16 protein-coding genes and 1 pseudogene are annotated in these 17,527 nt (G+C 39.1%); 9 read left to right on the forward strand and 8 right to left on the reverse strand.

The features are described from left to right. Positions 1 to 159: 159 nt before the first annotated feature. Positions 160 to 576, reverse strand: coding sequence for a hypothetical protein (locus tag LCM23_RS12460; protein ID WP_224937242.1), 417 nt, complete (start codon positions 574 to 576; stop codon positions 160 to 162). Between the two features lie 27 nt (positions 577 to 603). Then, positions 604 to 1,362, reverse strand: coding sequence for an SGNH/GDSL hydrolase family protein (locus tag LCM23_RS12465; RefSeq protein ID WP_224937243.1), 759 nt, complete (start codon positions 1,360 to 1,362; stop codon positions 604 to 606). Positions 1,363 to 1,494: 132 nt separating this feature from the next. Here LCM23_RS12465 and LCM23_RS12470 point away from each other — a divergent pair, with 132 nt between their 5' ends. The 4 genes from LCM23_RS12470 to LCM23_RS12485 all read left to right on the forward strand — a co-directional run bounded on the left by LCM23_RS12470 (position 1,495) and on the right by LCM23_RS12485 (position 6,687). Further along, positions 1,495 to 2,484, forward strand: a complete 990-nt coding sequence (locus LCM23_RS12470) for a LacI family DNA-binding transcriptional regulator (protein WP_224937244.1) — start codon at positions 1,495 to 1,497, stop codon at positions 2,482 to 2,484. Positions 2,485 to 2,657: 173 nt separating this feature from the next. Beyond that, entirely contained in the window at positions 2,658 to 4,055 is a 1,398-nt protein-coding gene (locus tag LCM23_RS12475; RefSeq protein WP_224937245.1) for a hypothetical protein, read from the forward strand. Between the two features lie 2 nt (positions 4,056 to 4,057). Beyond that, positions 4,058 to 5,479: an aldehyde dehydrogenase family protein gene (locus LCM23_RS12480; protein WP_224937246.1), complete on the forward strand. Its 1,422-nt coding sequence runs from the start codon at positions 4,058 to 4,060 to the stop codon at positions 5,477 to 5,479. A 17-nt stretch (positions 5,480 to 5,496) separates the two neighbouring features. Continuing rightward, on the forward strand, positions 5,497 to 6,687 hold the full coding sequence (locus tag LCM23_RS12485) for an iron-containing alcohol dehydrogenase (protein WP_224937247.1): 1,191 nt from the start codon (positions 5,497 to 5,499) through the stop codon (positions 6,685 to 6,687). Positions 6,688 to 6,892: 205 nt separating this feature from the next. Here LCM23_RS12485 and LCM23_RS12490 read toward each other — a convergent pair whose 3' ends face one another. The 3 genes from LCM23_RS12490 to LCM23_RS12500 form a co-directional block, all read right to left on the reverse strand. Further along, entirely contained in the window at positions 6,893 to 7,453 is a 561-nt protein-coding gene (locus tag LCM23_RS12490) for a hypothetical protein (RefSeq protein WP_224937248.1), read from the reverse strand. Between the two features lie 272 nt (positions 7,454 to 7,725). Continuing rightward, a complete protein-coding gene (locus LCM23_RS12495) occupies positions 7,726 to 8,136 on the reverse strand; it encodes a hypothetical protein (RefSeq protein ID WP_224937249.1) in 411 nt (136 codons plus the stop codon). A 20-nt stretch (positions 8,137 to 8,156) separates the two neighbouring features. Beyond that, complete coding sequence (locus tag LCM23_RS12500; protein ID WP_224937250.1) at positions 8,157 to 8,309, reverse strand: hypothetical protein; 153 nt, start codon at positions 8,307 to 8,309, stop codon at positions 8,157 to 8,159. Between the two features lie 302 nt (positions 8,310 to 8,611). Here LCM23_RS12500 and LCM23_RS12505 point away from each other — a divergent pair, with 302 nt between their 5' ends. The 5 genes and pseudogenes from LCM23_RS12505 to LCM23_RS12525 all read left to right on the forward strand — a co-directional run. Continuing rightward, the gene (locus tag LCM23_RS12505; protein ID WP_224937251.1) at positions 8,612 to 9,676 is read left to right on the forward strand and encodes an ABC transporter substrate-binding protein; all 1,065 of its coding nucleotides are present in this window, start codon (positions 8,612 to 8,614) and stop codon (positions 9,674 to 9,676) included. Then, the gene (locus tag LCM23_RS12510) at positions 9,669 to 10,703 is read left to right on the forward strand and encodes a FecCD family ABC transporter permease (protein WP_224937252.1); all 1,035 of its coding nucleotides are present in this window, start codon (positions 9,669 to 9,671) and stop codon (positions 10,701 to 10,703) included. The genes LCM23_RS12505 and LCM23_RS12510 overlap by 8 nt, the downstream gene beginning before the upstream one ends. Then, positions 10,700 to 11,731: a FecCD family ABC transporter permease gene (locus LCM23_RS12515; RefSeq protein ID WP_224937253.1), complete on the forward strand. Its 1,032-nt coding sequence runs from the start codon at positions 10,700 to 10,702 to the stop codon at positions 11,729 to 11,731. Before LCM23_RS12510 ends, LCM23_RS12515 begins: the two co-directional genes overlap by 4 nt. After that, the gene (locus LCM23_RS12520) at positions 11,731 to 12,546 is read left to right on the forward strand and encodes an ABC transporter ATP-binding protein (protein WP_224937254.1); all 816 of its coding nucleotides are present in this window, start codon (positions 11,731 to 11,733) and stop codon (positions 12,544 to 12,546) included. The genes LCM23_RS12515 and LCM23_RS12520 overlap by 1 nt, the downstream gene beginning before the upstream one ends. Positions 12,547 to 12,795: 249 nt before the next feature. Continuing rightward, positions 12,796 to 12,906: pseudogene (locus LCM23_RS12525) on the forward strand (transition state regulator Abh); the annotation flags it as partial. Positions 12,907 to 13,091: 185 nt separating this feature from the next. Here LCM23_RS12525 and LCM23_RS12530 read toward each other — a convergent pair. The 3 genes from LCM23_RS12530 to LCM23_RS12540 all read right to left on the reverse strand — a co-directional run bounded on the left by LCM23_RS12530 (position 13,092) and on the right by LCM23_RS12540 (position 17,516). Further along, positions 13,092 to 14,387 carry an MFS transporter gene (locus LCM23_RS12530; protein WP_224937255.1) on the reverse strand — a complete coding sequence of 432 codons (1,296 nt, stop codon included), beginning with the start codon at positions 14,385 to 14,387 and terminating at the stop codon, positions 13,092 to 13,094. 111 nt (positions 14,388 to 14,498) lie between these two features. Next, positions 14,499 to 15,887, reverse strand: a complete 1,389-nt coding sequence (locus tag LCM23_RS12535; protein ID WP_224937256.1) for an aminotransferase-like domain-containing protein — start codon at positions 15,885 to 15,887, stop codon at positions 14,499 to 14,501. Positions 15,888 to 16,088: 201 nt separating this feature from the next. Then, positions 16,089 to 17,516 carry a DHA2 family efflux MFS transporter permease subunit gene (locus tag LCM23_RS12540; RefSeq protein WP_224937257.1) on the reverse strand — a complete coding sequence of 476 codons (1,428 nt, stop codon included), beginning with the start codon at positions 17,514 to 17,516 and terminating at the stop codon, positions 16,089 to 16,091. Between the last annotated feature and the right edge of the window lie 11 nt (positions 17,517 to 17,527).

Raw genomic sequence — 17,527 nt, forward strand, 5'->3', positions numbered from 1 at the left:
TATTACCATGCCCTTTTGTCTATTAATTCTTTTTCGTTCTCCCATACCATACGCAATAGGAGCTTCTTTATTCTTTTCTATATTCTATTATTTATGGTCTTCTAGTAAAGAGAAATGATAAAAGCATTCGCCTAATGAAGAAACGAATGCTATCTTTCTTTAGCCATTTTGGATAGAAACCGAAGTTTCTTCTCTCTTTATTTTCCAGTTGAACGATAAAACTTTTTCTATCTCGTTTAATTGACTCTCACTTACTTTTACATTAGTTACTCCGTTTTCTACAAGCGTGTAATCTTGGTCTTTCTCTAATCCGAACTTCATACTTAACATGCGTTGCAAGCCAGGGAAGGTAAGGAATTTGATGCGGTAACCATTGTTAATCATTGAAACAAAGTTTGCCTCATCTTTTTGAGCCAGATGAGCTAATTGTTCAAAATCGAACTGCTCGTTATACTTCCTCCACTCTGTCACTTCGTTTGACAAAGATTTTCTTATAATTTCTTCATCCGTTACACCTTGATTACGTAAAAGCTCAATCATATATGCTTCCATTAAACTTAATTGTTGTTTCAACATTCATCAGCTCCGAGGTTTTCTTTCATTTTACCACGGGATCGGCTGATTGAAGTACTCATTCATTACTTGAAACCAAATATAGTAACCAATATTATTCGGATGCACCCCATCTGCCAATGTGTCTTGTAAATCAATGGAACTGTCCGCCATTCTTTTTGCCATCGGTCGATAAATATCTATATATGGCCACTCGTTTTCTTTAATATACTGTTCTGTTGCTTTTAAATAGTCTTGATAAGAATGATTGCGCTTATTATCAATTTTTCCGTTATAAAGAACAGTTGTCGGATTGGGAGAAAGAAAAAGAATTTTCGTATCAGGAGTGGCCTTTTTAATTTTATCAACGGTTTTTTCAATCGCTTGCTCCGTTTCTTTTATGCTTTGATGATATTGATAACTATTAACGACACCTGTTTCAATCATTACCAAATCAGGCTCTGATTTTACCAACTTTTCAACCGTTCCATCCTTAAGTAGCATATTTAAGGTGTAACCGCTTTTAGCAAAATTATGAAATGACAGCTTTTTTTTATGTGGCAAATGGCGTTCTCGCACTTCCTTTTCTAATAAACGAAACCAAGAAAACATCGGATGAGATGCTCCTTTTCCACGAGCAACACTACTGCCAATAACGGCTACTTTTGCACCGTTCTTACTGTAGCTTTCAGAGACAATATAATCATAAATTGTTGTCTGCTCGCTAAATGAATGGATTGTTTTAGCCGATACAGCAGAGCCAGAAAACAATAAAATACTTGTAAACACTAAGAGCATCGTTTTTTTCATTTTAGTCGCTTCCTTTCATACTCTCTGCTTACCCTTTTCACTGGCACTTAATCTAGGTCATTTTGACTTCTCTCACCCATGGGAATCTGATAAAATAAGGAAGCACAGTTTTTCTTGAAAGGAGGAAACTAGATGGTCTCTTCTAAGGATGTTGCCAAACATGCTGGCGTTTCTCAAACGACCGTATCACGTGTACTTAATACTCCAAACCTAGTCAAAAAACCAACAGTAGATAAAGTGATGGCTGCGATTGAAGAACTTCATTACATTCCGAATGCCCATGCGCGTTCTCTTGTACAAAATAAAACAAACACGATTGCGTTACTTTCTGGACCCCTTCATAATCCTTTTTTTGTCGATACAACAGCAGCAATTGTTAATTACGCTAATAGCAAAGGTTATCGTGTGCATGTTCAATTTGTGAATGATGAGAAATTAAATGAGGCATATACTTCAGTAGTTGAAAATAAGGTAGATGGGGTCGTGATGTCCTGTATCTTACTTGATGATCCTATTTTCGAGAAGTTTGAGAAAATGGATATACCATTTATTACATATAATCGAAAACATATTAATAATAAACATTTCGTTGAAATCGATAATTTTCAGGCTGGCATACTTTCAGCTCGTCATATGCTAGAGTTAGGTCATAAACAAATTGCTTGGATTGGAGGTCCCTCTACCGTTAGTACATTTAAAAATAGATACGATGGCTTCGTGGAAGGGATGAACACTCAAGACCTTGCATCGCAATACGTGATTCAAACGAATACATCAAAACAAGCGGTAAAAGAAGCATTTGAAAAACTGATGCAATTACCAACTCCACCTACAGCTATTTGTGCTGCCACAGATGCAATCGCTCTACAAACCATCGATGAAGCAACAAAAGCCGGTTATCGTGTCCCAGCCGATATTAGCGTAGTGGGAATCGATAATGTTGACTTAAGTAAACACGGTAGTATCGAGTTAACAACCGTCGGAAGTATCTCTGAGCAAAATTTAGGTTTTCTAGCCATTAATGAACTGATTGAAATGATTGAAAATAAAAAAAACAGTTGCGTGAAAATCACTGAATCTGTTAAAGTATTTAATAGGAAAACAACAAAGGCATATCAATAGTTTTTATTTATGCAAAAATGAATACGTAACCATTTTGAAAGCATAATCCCTTACCCTCTTCCATATGAGCTTGAACGACTCATGTGGAATCGCTTTACAAAAAAATGGTTACGTATTCATAATTTAATATTCTAACTTGTAAGGGTTTACAATTAAGGAGGAGAGAAACCGTCATGAAATGGAAAAACAGAAAATACGGCGAAGAATCACCGTATATCCCAGCAGGACCTTTTAAGGTTCGCTTACCTTTTATCCATTACCGTTTTGAATGGCCCGATTATGTGCAAGGACTATTAATGTGTGCTGTTGATTTATCAGCCATCCCGCTTTTAATGGAATTACTCGGTATGCCTTTTGAAGTAGCACTCGCTATTGTTGTTTTAAATGGACTTTTTTACTTATTACATCATTTACTAGGTGATCCGGCTGTACCTGGTTGGATAACACCAGCCATTCCTTTAATCATGCTGTACTGTCAGCAATTCCCTGAAGGACCTGAACGTGTTCACTCACTGATCGCCTTCCAATTAACACTCGGTATTCTATCATTATTACTCGGTGCTACTGGATTGGCATCAAAGGTTGTTCGCTTTATTCCGCCCGCATTAAAAGCTGGTGTTATCCTAGGAGCTGGTTTAGCAGCTGTCATCTCTGTTTTCCAAGTTGGTGGCCGTTTTGAATTGTTCCCTTGGACCATCTCGATTGCTATTGGAATTGGGTTTTATCTTTTATTTTCAAAACATTTTATTCACTTCCAAAATAAGAATGTCTTTTGGAAAACGGTCGCTAAATTAGGGATATTCCCAGTAATATTATTAGCTGTTTTTATCGCTCCAATCTTTAGTGAAGCTAAATTACCTGCAATAGAATGGGGCTTTTCTTCCCCAGACTTTATTACTCTATGGAATGAATACACAGTATTTGGTATTGGTTTACCGCCTTTAATGATGTTTATTACCGCGATTCCTACAGTTTTGGCTGCATATATTGTGTTGTTTGGTGATGTATTACAAGTAAAAGCATTAGTAGAGGATGGACAATCTAAACGTCCAGATGAAAAGGTTGAATATAATCCAAACCGTTCTCACTGGATATTTGGTATTCGAAACGGGGCAATGAGTATCATTGGACCTGATGTCACAATGGCCGGACCAGCTTGGAGTGCGATGCAAGTTGTTATGGTTGAACGCTTTAAAAAAGGCAGAAAAGCAATGGACTCATTATACGGTGGCGTAGGCTCTTTCCGTTGGGGAACAAATACTGGATTATGGCTACTGCCAATCGTAAGTTTCGTTGAGCCTATACTAGGTGTTGCGATGGCATTAACTCTTCTTATTCAAGGATATGTAAGTGTGAAAGTTGGTATTTTAGAAGCACGAAGTCAAAAAGATCTTGGTGTAGCTGGGATTGTCGCAGCTGTTCTATGTATTAAAGGCGCTGCTTGGGCGTTTGCGGTAGGTATTATTCTTTGTCTATTATTATACGGAAAAGATTTCTTTAAAGGAGAAATCGACAAAACGTTTAATAAAGATAGTGAAGATCTCAAAAATCAAGAAAAGCAGGTGAGTTAATTATGAAGAAACAATTATATATCAATGGTGAATGGAGAGACTCAGCAAACTATGCTGACCTCCTCTCTCCCTATACAAATAAAGTGATTGCGCAAATTCCACAAGCTTCAAAGGAGGAAGTGGAAGAAACCATTGAGATGGCGCATCAAAAAAGAAAAGAGATGGCTCGTTTGACTGCCTACGAGCGTGCAGAAATATTAGAAGAGCTTGTTCTATTATTTAAGGAAAATCGACAAAAAGCTGCTGAAATCATTTCTTTAGAATCAGCGAAACCATTGAAATTCTCACTAGGTGAAATTGACCGTACGATTGAGACATATAAATTCGCAGCTGAGGAAGCAAAACGCTTAACAGGAGAAATGATTCCGATGGACGCAGCCAAAAACGGAGCTAATCGGTTCGGCTATACAATCGAGGAACCGATTGGCGTAATTGGTGCCATTACACCATTTAATTTTCCACAAAATTTAGTAGCACATAAAGTGGGACCAGCGATTGCCTCTGGAAACCCGATTGTATTAAAACCAGCATCGCAAACACCATTATCTGCTCTATTTCTTGCTGAACTCCTTGACCAAACTTCTTTACCCAAGGGTGCATTTAACGTAGTTACTGGCAGTGGTCGTATTGTCGGAGATGCCCTTGTCGAGAATCCGCTTGTGAAAATGATTACTTTCACTGGTAGCCCAGCCGTTGGTATTGGTATTCGCAATAAAGCAGGACTAAAGAAAGTTGCACTAGAACTCGGCTCTAATGCAGGACTGATTATTGATAGAAACGTAGACTTAGAAGAAATCGTAGCTAAATGTGTAACAGGTGCCTTTTCTAACCAAGGGCAAGTCTGTATTTCTCTGCAACGTACGTACGTACTAGAAGAGATTTTCCCTGCGTTCATTGAAAAGTTTGCCGAAGCTACTCAGGCATTAACAATCGGTGATCCCATGCATGCAACAACTGACCTATCAGCGATGATTCATCCAGCTGAACAGGAGCGCGCATTGAGTTGGGTTGATGAAGCAGTCTCCTTAGGAGCAGAGATTATTACAGGCGGAAAAATTGAAAATGGCGTATTTTTACCAACCATCTTAACGAATGTCGATGCGACTGCAAAGGTTTCTTGCCAAGAAGTGTTTGCCCCTATTGTTATTGTTAACCGTATCTCTTCAATTGAAGATGGTATTATTGCAATCAATGATTCTGACTATGGTTTGCAGGCTGGGATTTTCACTAATGATATTCAAACTGCCTTCCATGCTTCTAAAGCACTTGAAGTGGGCGGCGTGATGATTAATGATATTCCAACCTATCGTGTAGACCAAATGCCATATGGCGGAGTGAAAGAAAGCGGTACGGGCAAAGAAGGTTTGAAATACGCGATTCACGAAATGACAGAAACAAAATTAATTGTTTGGAACCAAAATTAATTAGAGGAGTGACCATCATGTCTGAAAAAATCACCTTTACCCCTATAAGCTACACGGGCTGGGATGCCCTTTCCCACCTCGTTGAAGAAGTAGAAAAGTTTAACGTCAAAAAAATCCTTGTGATTACTGACCCTTTTTTAAAAGAAATTGGCTTAACGGATAAAGTGACACACCCACTTAATGAGGCAGGATATATCACTGATGTTTACACTGATGTTGTTCCTGAACCACCACTTGCTGTTGGGGAAAAACTGGTCTCCTATACGCGCGAACACGCTTTTGATATGGTCATCGGCATCGGTGGCGGAAGTGCACTTGACTTAACAAAATTAGCTGGCGTTATCGCTGTTCATGAAGGTGATGTAGCTGATTATTTAAATCTAACCGGCACAAAATCGATTACAAAAAAAGGATTACCGAGCATCTTAATTCCAACTACATCTGGAACAGGATCAGAAGTAACAAATATCTCCGTCCTTTCATTGGAAACAACAAAAGATGTCGTCACGCATGATTATTTACTTGCAGATGTAGCTATTGTTGACCCAGCACTCACAATGTCTCTTCCTGCAAAGGTAACAGCTGCTACTGGTATCGATGCCCTTACACATGCGATTGAAGCATATGTGTCTAAAAATGCGAGCCCAGTCACGGACGCTTTAGCACTCCAGGCCATTCGCCTAATCAGTCAATCCATCCGCACAGCTGTTCATCATGGCGACAATAAACAAGCACGCATTGACTTGAGCTATGGGAGTTATTTAGCTGGTATTGCCTTCTTTAACGCAGGTGTAGCTGGGGTTCATGCACTTGCTTATCCACTAGGCGGTCAATTCCATATTGCCCATGGTGATTCAAACGCTGTTCTTCTGCCATATGTGATGGGCTATATTCGTTCAGCATGTGAAAAAAGGATGAAGGATATTCTCGATACAATGGGCTTTAGCTCTACCCATCTTTCACAAGAAGAAGCTTCCCACCGCTGTGTAGAAGAATTAAAACGCTTAGTCGAAGATGTTGGCATCCCGTCTTCTTTAAAAGGGTTTAACATTGGCCATGATGCACTTGATTCTTTAACAGAAGATGCGACAAAACAAACTCGTTTACTCGCTCGAAGTCCAATGGAATTGTGTAAAGAAGATATTTATACAATTTATGAAGCCGCCTTTGAGGGTAAAGTAGTTGATCAAAGGCTAGTAAAAGCATGATGATAAAAAAGGGGTGCAATTCATTACTTGCATCCCTTTTTTATTAGATAAGAAAGTATAAAATTTTTCAATGAGTTTTCATGTCTAGCTCCAGGCGCCATCGGCTCGAGGTCATAAGCCAATCCGTCAAAAAGGTTAAAGAACAACCTTTCCGCCGGCTCGTCTTATGCTTGTCGACGATTACGGGCGCCTTGCGCTTTTCTTATTAATCTGTTTTCAATTCATAATTAGCTACTCGATTCTCTTTAAATGTAATGATTAGCCATTCACTATCAATACTAATGATACTCCTTTCATTACCCAAATAATAAACGATGTTATTGTCACTCTTAAAATACGTGTTTTCTGTTGGTGTTCCTAGTTTTTCAATTACTTCGTTATAATGTCTATTTTTTAAATCATACGTATTTAATAAATCGTCTATCATTCCCACTCGTTCGTGTGGATTATTTCTCCAATCCATTTCATTAAATTTGGCATGAACGCCATTAAATACTAGTAGGCTAATCAAAGCGATTGGCCATACCCATGCTAAAGAAAACAACCAAAGTTGTTTGGGCTTCTCCCTCCTATTTGGACGTAAGCGTTTTATCGCAAACCACACGCATAAAAAATACAATACACTTGGTAAAATGACATATAGCATCGTATGAAGATTCATATGAGCATCAGCAACCGAAAACAAAATGAACAGTAGAAGATTAACCATCAAGTACAATATCGTTACGATAACTAGAAGAGGAAAAACAGCTTGAGTGAACTTCATAAATTTGAATAACCTCCTTATATTCATTTGGTATTATTATACATTCATTCAAAATGATATTGGTAGTCATCTAGAGTGATTGTTTTCACACGGTCAGGGGAGGCGACCACGGCATTATGGTGGCTATTAGTTATTCTCCTAGATAAAAGGTAAAGGCAGTGGCTGCTCCTTTGCGGTGCTCTCTAATTACATACCAACTGTCAGTGTCATGCTAGAGATGTACGTATTTGATTATTTCAGTAAGTGCAAAATGAAATAAATGATGTGGGGTTTTATGGGGGTTGCCAACACATCTTAGAAGGTTTTACATCTCTTGTATGCGCATTTTCTTTTTGCCAACACATCTTAGCTGGTTTTTCATCTGTTGTGTGTGCATTTTCTTTTTGCCAACACATCATAGCTGGTTTTTCATCTCTTGTGTTCGCATTTTCTTTTTTGCCAACACATCTTAGACGGTTTTTCATCTCTTGTGTGCGCATTTTCTTTTTGCCAACACATCTTGACTGTTTTCTCATCTCTTGTGTGCGCATTTTCTTTTTGCCAACACATCTTAGACGGTTTTTCATTTCTTGTGTGCGCATTTTCCTTTTGCCAACACATCTTGACTGTTTTCTCATCTCTTGTGTGCGCATTTTCCTTTTGCCAACACATCTTAGACGGTTTTTCATTTCTTGTGTGCGCATTTTCTTTTTGCCAACACATCTTAGACGGGTTTTTCATCTCTTGTGTGCGCATTTTCCTTTTGCCAACACACCTTGGCGGGTTTTTCATCTCTTGTGTGCGTATTTTCCTTTTGCCAACACATCTTAGCCGGGTTTTCATCTGTTGTGTGTGCATTTTCTTTTTGACTATACATCTTGGCAGTTACCTCATGAAAGTTTATACTCTTCCATGATTATGTCAGGTGATCCTCGTTTCTATGTTCCCCCATTCCTGGATTTCCTTTAAACAATGATTTCTTCTTTTGTAAATTTTCCACATGACAGGATCCTATCAAAAATAGCTTGATTGCCTTGATCATTCACCTATAAAGTTATTATAAATTTCCGAAAGTGATTGACTTCTACTCTAGGTAATTATACACTGAATGAGAATGATTATCGTTATTAAATTACTACATACGATTGTCACAGTTTAATAGAAGAGAAGGGGAAAAAAATGAAAGCAAAGAAGTCGTTCTTATTACTACTATTACTGGTATCTACCGCCATGTTTGCCTTAATTGGTTGCTCAAATAATGAATCAACTGCTTCTGAAGATGAAAAAGATAAAGAGGTGGAAACAACTACAGATCAACCATCCGAAACAGAATATCCAATTACAATTGAACATGCTTTTGGGGAAACAGTGATTGAAGAAAAACCTGAAAGAGTGGCAACAATTCAATGGGCGAACCATGATGTTGTACTAGCCCTAGGCGTTGAGCCTGTCGGTTTTTCTGCAGCAAACTATGGTGTAGAAGATGGTAGTGGCTTACTTCCATGGACTACGAAGAAACTTGAAGAACTTGATATTAAAGATCCTAATATTTATCAAGATACAGATGGTCTTGATTTTGAAGCGATTGCAGACTCCAATCCAGATGTTATACTTGCTGGTTACTCTGGAATTACACAAGAAGATTACGATTTATTAACACAAATTGCACCAGTTGTCGCATATCCAACTACTCCTTGGACAACAACATGGCGTGAACAAGTGCTTCTTAATGCCAAAGGGATGGGTATGGAGAAAGAAGGAGAACAACTCATTAAAGATACAGAGGATTTAGTTGCGGAAAAAGTTGCAGAGTATCCTGAATTAAAGGGAAAGAAAGTAGTTTGGGCTAACTTCTCAGCAAACGATTTGTCTCAGTTCCACCTCTATACACCTGCTGATCCACGTGTATCTTTCCTTATGGAAATGGGATTAGAAACACCTGAGAGTATTACCAATCTAATCGAAGATGAAAATGCATTCTCTTTATCTTTGAGTGCTGAAAATGCTGATGTACTTAATGATGCTGATATTATCATCGGTTATAATGATGAAAGCACATATGATGCAGTAAAAGCAGACGCTCGTCTTGGCAAAATTAAAGCTATAGAAAGAGGATCGGTTGTCTTTATTGGTAACAACACACCACTTGCAGCTTCCGGGAACCCTAACCCGCTTTCTATCGAATATACAATCGATGAATACTTAGAATTAATCGCAGATGCGGTTGAGAAAGTTGATGAATAATTTAATTGAAAAGCAAGTCCCAAAAAGGCATCTACCAAAGCATCTGATAATTGTGCTCGTCGCATCTATCATTCTACTATGCTTATGTGTTGTTGCCTCTTTGGCATTTGGCGCAAGGTTTGTATCATGGAATGAGTTACTTACCGGTCTATTTCACCCAGAAATAGAATCATTTAGTTCAAGTGTTGTGCAAGAACGTATCCCTCGTACGATTTTTAGTTTATTATGCGGTGCTGCTCTTGGTGTTTCCGGTGCACTCATGCAATCTGTAACAAGAAATCCAATTGCTGACCCTAGTATTCTTGGCGTAAATACAGGGGCAGCGCTTTTTGTCGTCTGTGGGATAGCTTTTTTTCAAATTAGCAGTGCAGCTGAATATATTTGGTTTGCGATTGTTGGAGCTATGCTAACAGCGATTTTTGTATATGGAATTGGTTCAATGGGGAGTTCAGGTGCGACCCCACTTAAGCTCGTCTTAGCTGGGGCAGCAACAAGTGCCGCTCTCTCTTCCCTCGTTAGTGCCATTATGCTATCTCGTACATATGTCATGGATCAATTTAGATTTTGGCAAGTAGGTAGTGTAGGATCTGCTAACTGGAACTTAATCCTCACTTTTTTACCTTTTTTAGTTGTAGGTATTTTGCTTGCGATCATGACTGCTTCTGCTTTGAATGCATTAGCACTCGGTGACGAAGTGGCTACCGGACAAGGTGTCAGAACCGGTATGATTCGTTTAATCGCTGCATTTGCAGGGGTTATTTTATGTGGTGCCGCAACTGCGCTAGCCGGTCCAATTGGCTTTGTCGGTTTATTAGCGATGCACCTGATGAGACTCATTCTAGGTGCTGATCTTAGATTCACCATTCCCATGTCGGCAATATCAGGTGCAGTCATTTTAACAATCGCAGATATCGCTGGTCGTATCATCGGTAGCCCAGGGGAGTTAGAAGCTGGAGTTGTTACAGCCTTTATTGGAGCGCCTTTATTAATATTTTTAGCGATTAGAATGAAGGTGCGTTCACTATGAGACATCCATTATTAACCGTTATTAAACAAGGACGAATAAAAAGAAGACAGCGCTGGTTACTGATTAATAGCATACTCTTTGCTACATCCTTAGCATTATGCTGTGCCATGCTTATGTTTGGTAACTCCTATTATCCGCCACAAGAGATTTGGAGTGCACTAACAGGGAATGCTGCTGGCGGTGCTTCCTTTGCCGTCAATACAATCCGCTTCCCGAGAATGTTAGCTGGTTTTTTTGCTGGTATTGCTTTCGGCATAGCTGGGAATACATTCCAAACGATGCTAAGGAACCCGCTTGCTAACCCCGATATTCTGGGTATTACTGCTGGTTCAAGTGTGGCAGCTTTAATTTGTATTCTTATTTTCCATACAAGTAACACGGTCGTATCTATTGCATCTGTCATTGCCGGATTATTAACGGTTTTCCTTATTTTTATTTTATCTAAAGGAAAATCTTTTTCCATCGGACGATTAATACTAGTCGGTATTGGTATCCAAGCTATGTTGAGTGCAGCCATTTCTTTTCTATTAATGCGAGGGGCGCAAGAAGATATACCTACTGCCTTACGATGGTTAAACGGCAGCTTGAATGGTGCTCAGCTAGATTCAACGATTCCATTAATGATTACTGTCATCCTATGCGCGCCTATTGTTGCCATTTTGGGTAGACAGCTTGGGATTCTTGAATTAGGTGAAGAATCCGCGACATCGCTCGGACTGAATACGAATCAAACAAGAATACTCCTTGTACTAACTTCGGTCGCCATGCTAGCCATTGCCACCGCAACGACCGGACCGATTGCTTTCGTTGCCTTTTTAGCTGGACCGATTGCCAAAAGACTAGTTGGTGTCGGGTATTCTAATGTCATTCCTGCAGGTCTCGTTGGTGTGAATCTTGTTTTAGCAGCTGACTTGATTGGTCAGTTTGCTTTTACAACTAGATATCCTGTTGGTATTATTACTGGATTACTCGGGGCACCATATCTAATTTACTTACTTATCCGTATGAATCGAAAGGGTAGTTTATAATGAAAACAATACACCAATTTGAAACGAAGGAAGTCGTAGCCGGTTATGATCAGAAAACGATTCTCCATGGGTTGGATGTGGAGATTCCAAGCAATAAAATAAATGTCATTATCGGGGCAAATGCTTGTGGAAAATCGACTTTGTTAAAAACGATGGCGAGGCTAATCAAACCACAGTCCGGTCAGGTTATTCTTGATGGGAAATCAATTGATCAAATTCCACCGAAGCAACTCGCTCGGGTACTCGGTATTTTACCACAGTCCCCTATTGTTCCAGAGGGAATTACAGTAACTGATCTCGTAGGTAGAGGGCGTTATCCTCACCAGAAAATGTTCAGTGGTTGGTCTAAGAAGGATTATGAAGCGGTAGCTGAAGCAATGGAAATTATGAATATCGCAGAACTGGCCGATCGTAATATTGACGAACTATCTGGTGGTCAGAGACAACGAGTATGGATCGCCATGGCACTGACACAACAAACAGATATTTTATTTTTAGACGAGCCCACTACGTTTTTGGACATTGCCTATCAAGTAGAAATTTTAGATTTATTAACCGATCTCAATCGTAAATACGGGACAACTATCGTCATGGTTTTGCATGACATTAACTTATCTGCACGTTACGCAGATTACATTTTCGCATTAGAAAAAGGGCAGCTCATCGCAGAAGGTGAACCTTCTCAAGTCATCACAACTGATCTTGTGAAAAAAGTTTTTGGTCTAGATTGCACTGTCATCAATGACCCTGTGTCCCTCTCACCTATGGTTGTACCTAGGGGCAGATACCATGTACAAGTAAATGAATCGTTATAAGAACAAGAAACTCGCTTCTGTAAAATGAGCGAGTTGAGGGGATAGGGAGTTCGATTAAATGGGGTCTGGGGAAGGTTTCCTCGGTGGGTTTGGGCAAGGCCCAAGGTTTAGACTTAAAGCTGTTCTTTTGTATCATTTATGTAAAATATAGTAAATCCCCTTGTATAATTTCTGCATAGTTTCTTCTGGAAGCTGCCTTTGATAAGGCAGTTTTCTATTTATCTAGAAAAACGAATAGAGGTGAACCATTTGAAAAGCACTGGAATTGTTAGAAATGTAGACGAGCTAGGTAGAAACGTCATACCCATCGAATTAAGAAGGGTAATGGATATTAACATTAAAGACCCGATAGAAATTTTCTTATCAAGACTTAAATCGTAAAAAGTCATAAAAAAATAAAGGGAGATACATATTATATATGACTAAGATGTATCCCCCGATTGTGAAATATGAATTAGGTCGTATCTTTCATTTTGATTTTGATATTAAAGGAATCTACATAAAGATATGCCCAAAATATAGTGTTAGTAATATAACCTTTCTTTCTAATTACCACCTCTACGAGACCATATGATAATCGGAATTAATAATAAGGAGAGAATCCCTCCAATAAATGATAAAGTTAGATAACTTGAACCTGCCATAATCACTCCAGACAAGGCTCCACCAGCAGCTCCTGATAACGCAACGAAAACATCCAACGTACCTTGTGTTTTAGCCCTTGTAGAAGTTGTAGTTGAATCAACAATAAGTGCAGTCCCACTTATCAAACCAAAATTCCATCCTAATCCAAGTAAAGAAAGTGCAATTACGAGGAAAACCATGGAATCTGCTGGAGCAAATGCTGCTGTTAAACCCGCCAGAAGTAACGTAGTTCCAGAAGCAATCGCCATAACAGTACGGCCCAATTTGTCAACAAGGATACCAGTAACCAGTGAGGGGAGATACATGGCACCTATATGAAAACCAATAACCATACCTACTTCACCCACGCTATGTCCATGATGCCGCATATGAACTGGTGTCATAGTCATAATAGCTACCATTACAATTTGAGTCAGAACCATAATTGTCGCACCTACAATTATGCCTCTTTTGTTCTCTAATTGCTCAGTATTGACTGAAGGTTTTTTCTCATTCTTTTCTTTGTTCGATGCTTCTATTGTTCTTGCTATTAGTAACGGATCTGGGCGAAGCATAATGAAAAGAACAATACCTGCTAAGATATATGCTGCTGCCGCCAAAATGAATGGACCAGCAAGTGCTGGAACGCCAATAGAAAGAGCAATATCGCCCATTACATTTACTAAGTTCGGACCAGCAACTGCACCAAATGTTGTAAATACCATGGTAAGACTAATAGCAGTCGCTCTCTGTTTACTATTTGCTAAATCTGTACCTGCATAACGAGCTTGTAAATTTGTTGCAGTTCCTGAGCCATAAACAAGTAATGAAAGAAATAACAGCAAAACGCTATTTATAATTGCTGCAATGATGACCCCTATTGCTCCCAGTCCACCTATCATAAAACCTGTTCCCAGACCTATACGACGTCCAGAAGCTTGCGAAAGTCTCCCAACGAGTAAGGCTGCTCCTGCTGACCCTAAAGTAAATAAAGCTGATGGAAGTCCGGCAAAGGCTTCTGTACCAAGCATTTGCTGTGCAAGAAGTGCCCCCACCGTAACTCCTGCTGCTAACCCTGCACCACCAAAAATTTGTGAAACACTTACCACGAATAATGTACGCTTATATAACGCTTTTTGTTTTTCTGGAGAAAGAATGTAGCTTTTCAGCGTAGTTGTTTGTACTTCTAACAATTCTACACGATCTTTTTGTACCATGTTCCTACCTACCTTTCCAAAAACTCATTCTATTAATCTTCCAACAAGATTTGAAATATCATAACACGCACAAAAAAACCATACAATATCATAATTGTATGGCAAACAATATTAGGTATGACCCTTTAATAAACGTTTAAGGATAATCAATCCTTGTTCAAGCTCTTGTGTGGTATTAGGTGCGCAAACAGAGATTCTTACTGCCCTTTCGGGACAACTATTTCCAACTACAAAACGTTCAGCTGCATATACTTGTACTCCCTCTTGCTCAGCTAACGTTTCAAATTCTGCACCAGTAATCTTGCCTGGTAATAGCAACCAACGAAAGATACCCGTTTCAACACCTAGGCACTTATAGTCACTCAAATATCGATCTACTATTTGGTTTCTTTGAATGGTCTGTTTTCGATGCCCCTCAATTAAGAGTTCAAATTGGTTGGATACAATCGTACGTGCTGTCAATTCCGCTAATAACGGGGAAACAGTTATGTTTAAATTATAAAGTGCCTTTGAAATGGGCTCCTTATATTGACTCGGCACTGCTACATAGGCTAGTCGTAATCCTGGTGCTAATGCTTTAGATAAACCTGCAATATAGACAACCTGTTCCGGGGCGAATGATGCAACTGCTGGTAGTGGGTTTTTATTAAGAAGATGGTAAGATCCATCCTCAATAATGAACTGATTATACTTTTTGGCAATGCTAGCAATCTTTTTCCGATTCTCAACCGACATTAAGGAAGCTGTGGGATTATGATAATCTGGCATCAAGTATATGCCTTTAATATTTTCATTTTTACATGCATAATCAAAAGAAGTTGGACTCATTTCATAGTTCTCTGACTTTATCGGCACTATTTGTACATTAAGCATCGCTGCAACTGTTTTTAGGCCGGGGTACGTATGCTGGTCAACCCCAATGCGATCACCAGGCTTACAAAGACTTGCTAGTGTAGCAGCAATTGCATTTTGAGCTCCATTTGCAAATAAAATGTGTTCAACAGTTGTTTCGAATCCACCTCTTCGGAGTAACTTTATAGCTGCATCCTTTTGCCATAGACTTTCGCCTGTCCGACCATATCCAAACCATTTTTCGTAATCAGTCTCTTGCAGCATACTTTTCAGTTGGATTAACAATGGCTCGTAGGAAGCATTATCTGGAAGTGTTGCTCCCATTTCAATTAAATGCTGCGGCTTTGTATCTTCAAGTAAATAGGCATTCGATAACGCGTCATATGATACAAACGTCCCACTTCCAACTGAAGCGCTTAACAAGCCCTTCAACTCACAAACTTTAAAAGCTTTTGAAATGGTACTCAGATTTAAATCTAGATAATCAGCCAATTCTCTTTGTGGTGGAAGTTTTGTTCCTGGTAACAAAACTCCGTTAAGTATGTCCTTCTCCAATTGCCTTGCAAGTGCTTGATATATAGGTTTTTCAGTTTTATCAACCGAAGGCTTCCAGCTCATCGGATAGTTTTCAAAAGAATTAATTGGCATAATATGCATCCCTTTTTACAATTTTATATGATTGTACCATTTCTATAAAAAATAAAATTCTCTTTTTCTTTATCCCTATCAATGAATACCTGAGTAATTATCTATAAGTAAGGCCACCATTCTTTTTTTAATATTCATGATTATTTTGTGATTCGCATAGTTGTTTAAACCCTTTTTAAATTTATATCACTTTGGACTATTCTATTTTCCTTGCTTTGGTGAGTGTGTAAACAGTAGTGCCAGTAAAGCACCCAGAAATGCTATTATACCGCCCCAGAAAAATGCCTGTTGAAACCCATCATTCAAAGCAACTACCTGTGACCCGGCTGTACTAGAAGCAGTTGTTGCGCCTGCAATAGCTACTATTAAAGCTAGACCAACCGCTGATCCAATTTGGTAAAAGGTATTGTATAAACGAGATGCAATACCTGACCTTTCTGATTCGACCTCTGATACAGATGCCGTAGTCGCAGGTAAATAAGCAAGTGCATTACCTAGAGATGCTATTAACGAAGCGAGCAACACATTGGTCCAATAGTTCCCGTCTACTGTAGCTGTTTGTGAAAATAAAACAGATCCGGCCCCAAGTAAGATAAATCCAGTAATCATGGTCTTTTTCATTCCGAATTTGTCCATCACTTTTTCGGCTATAAATATCATGAAAAGCGCCATAAATACAGGCATAGGCAACAATGCCATTGCTCCAACAAATGGAGAAAGCTGTAAAACCTGTTGCAAGTATAAAACAAGTATATATATCATCGGGAACCATGATGCTGCTATTAAGAAAACAGAAATATTTCCTATAGCTAAATAAGGCGTCTTAAATATATTGAGTGGTAAAAGTGGTTCTCTTTTCTTGGACTGTACCAAAAGGAAAATAAGAAACAAGATAGCACCGACAGCCAAGGAGAATATTGTATTGGATGACTGCCAGCCACTTTGCTCTGCTGTTACAATTCCATAAACAATTAACATAGAAGAAACAGTAACTAAAATGGCACCGATATAATCGACACGACCAGTTGCTTTACGCCCTGCCTCTTGTAAAAGCTTCGGAGACAAGGTAAGCACGATAATACCAAGTGGAACATAGATCAATAATGTCCAGCGCCAACCAAGAACTTCTGTAATAACGCCACCTAAAACGATACCCAAAGCTCCACCTGCTGCCCCAGACAGTCCCCAGAAAGCAAGTGCTTTACCCATTTCTTTACCATTAGAAGAAAACAGGAGCATAATCAGGGACAGTGCAGCTGGTGCAATGAAAGCAGAGCCCAATCCTTGAACTCCACGCCATACGTTTAGACTCATTTCACTCCAAGCTATACCTGCAAACAAGGATGATACAACTAGAATCATAACGCCTAAATTAAATATGCGTTGATTTCCGAATAAATCCGCTAACCTTCCACCCAATAGTAGAAATCCTCCAAATATAATAAGAAAAGCACTCATTACCCATTGTAAGCTTTCTTGACTATAACCAAGCGTTTTTTTGATAGATGGCAGGGCAATCTGAATAATCGCAGAATCCATCATCACAAGGAAATTTGCAAAGCACAACAAAGCTAGTGCTTTCCAACGCTTTGAATCAGGTTGCGAAATTGCCTGTGCATGTGTAGGCATAATGAAATTAC

Origin of the sequence: Cytobacillus kochii (genome assembly GCF_020171845.1) — a bacterium.
Taxonomy (GTDB): domain Bacteria; phylum Bacillota; class Bacilli; order Bacillales; family Cytobacillaceae; genus Cytobacillus; species Cytobacillus kochii.

What these genes read in the sequence shown, in the direction of transcription:
- LCM23_RS12460 (WP_224937242.1), bottom strand. Translation starts at nt 576, where the DNA reads ATGTTGAAACAACAATTAAGTTTAATGGAAGCATATATGATTGAGCTT.
- LCM23_RS12465 (WP_224937243.1), bottom strand. Translation starts at nt 1,362, where the DNA reads ATGAAAAAAACGATGCTCTTAGTGTTTACAAGTATTTTATTGTTTTCT.
- LCM23_RS12470 (WP_224937244.1), top strand. Translation starts at nt 1,495, where the DNA reads ATGGTCTCTTCTAAGGATGTTGCCAAACATGCTGGCGTTTCTCAAACG.
- LCM23_RS12475 (WP_224937245.1), top strand. Translation starts at nt 2,658, where the DNA reads ATGAAATGGAAAAACAGAAAATACGGCGAAGAATCACCGTATATCCCA.
- LCM23_RS12480 (WP_224937246.1), top strand. Translation starts at nt 4,058, where the DNA reads ATGAAGAAACAATTATATATCAATGGTGAATGGAGAGACTCAGCAAAC.
- LCM23_RS12485 (WP_224937247.1), top strand. Translation starts at nt 5,497, where the DNA reads ATGTCTGAAAAAATCACCTTTACCCCTATAAGCTACACGGGCTGGGAT.
- LCM23_RS12490 (WP_224937248.1), bottom strand. Translation starts at nt 7,453, where the DNA reads ATGAAGTTCACTCAAGCTGTTTTTCCTCTTCTAGTTATCGTAACGATA.
- LCM23_RS12495 (WP_224937249.1), bottom strand. Translation starts at nt 8,136, where the DNA reads ATGCGCACACAAGAAATGAAAAACCGTCTAAGATGTGTTGGCAAAAGG.
- LCM23_RS12500 (WP_224937250.1), bottom strand. Translation starts at nt 8,309, where the DNA reads ATGTATAGTCAAAAAGAAAATGCACACACAACAGATGAAAACCCGGCT.
- LCM23_RS12505 (WP_224937251.1), top strand. Translation starts at nt 8,612, where the DNA reads ATGAAAGCAAAGAAGTCGTTCTTATTACTACTATTACTGGTATCTACC.
- LCM23_RS12510 (WP_224937252.1), top strand. Translation starts at nt 9,669, where the DNA reads ATGAATAATTTAATTGAAAAGCAAGTCCCAAAAAGGCATCTACCAAAG.
- LCM23_RS12515 (WP_224937253.1), top strand. Translation starts at nt 10,700, where the DNA reads ATGAGACATCCATTATTAACCGTTATTAAACAAGGACGAATAAAAAGA.
- LCM23_RS12520 (WP_224937254.1), top strand. Translation starts at nt 11,731, where the DNA reads ATGAAAACAATACACCAATTTGAAACGAAGGAAGTCGTAGCCGGTTAT.
- LCM23_RS12530 (WP_224937255.1), bottom strand. Translation starts at nt 14,387, where the DNA reads ATGGTACAAAAAGATCGTGTAGAATTGTTAGAAGTACAAACAACTACG.
- LCM23_RS12535 (WP_224937256.1), bottom strand. Translation starts at nt 15,887, where the DNA reads ATGCCAATTAATTCTTTTGAAAACTATCCGATGAGCTGGAAGCCTTCG.
- LCM23_RS12540 (WP_224937257.1), bottom strand. Translation starts at nt 17,516, where the DNA reads ATGCCTACACATGCACAGGCAATTTCGCAACCTGATTCAAAGCGTTGG.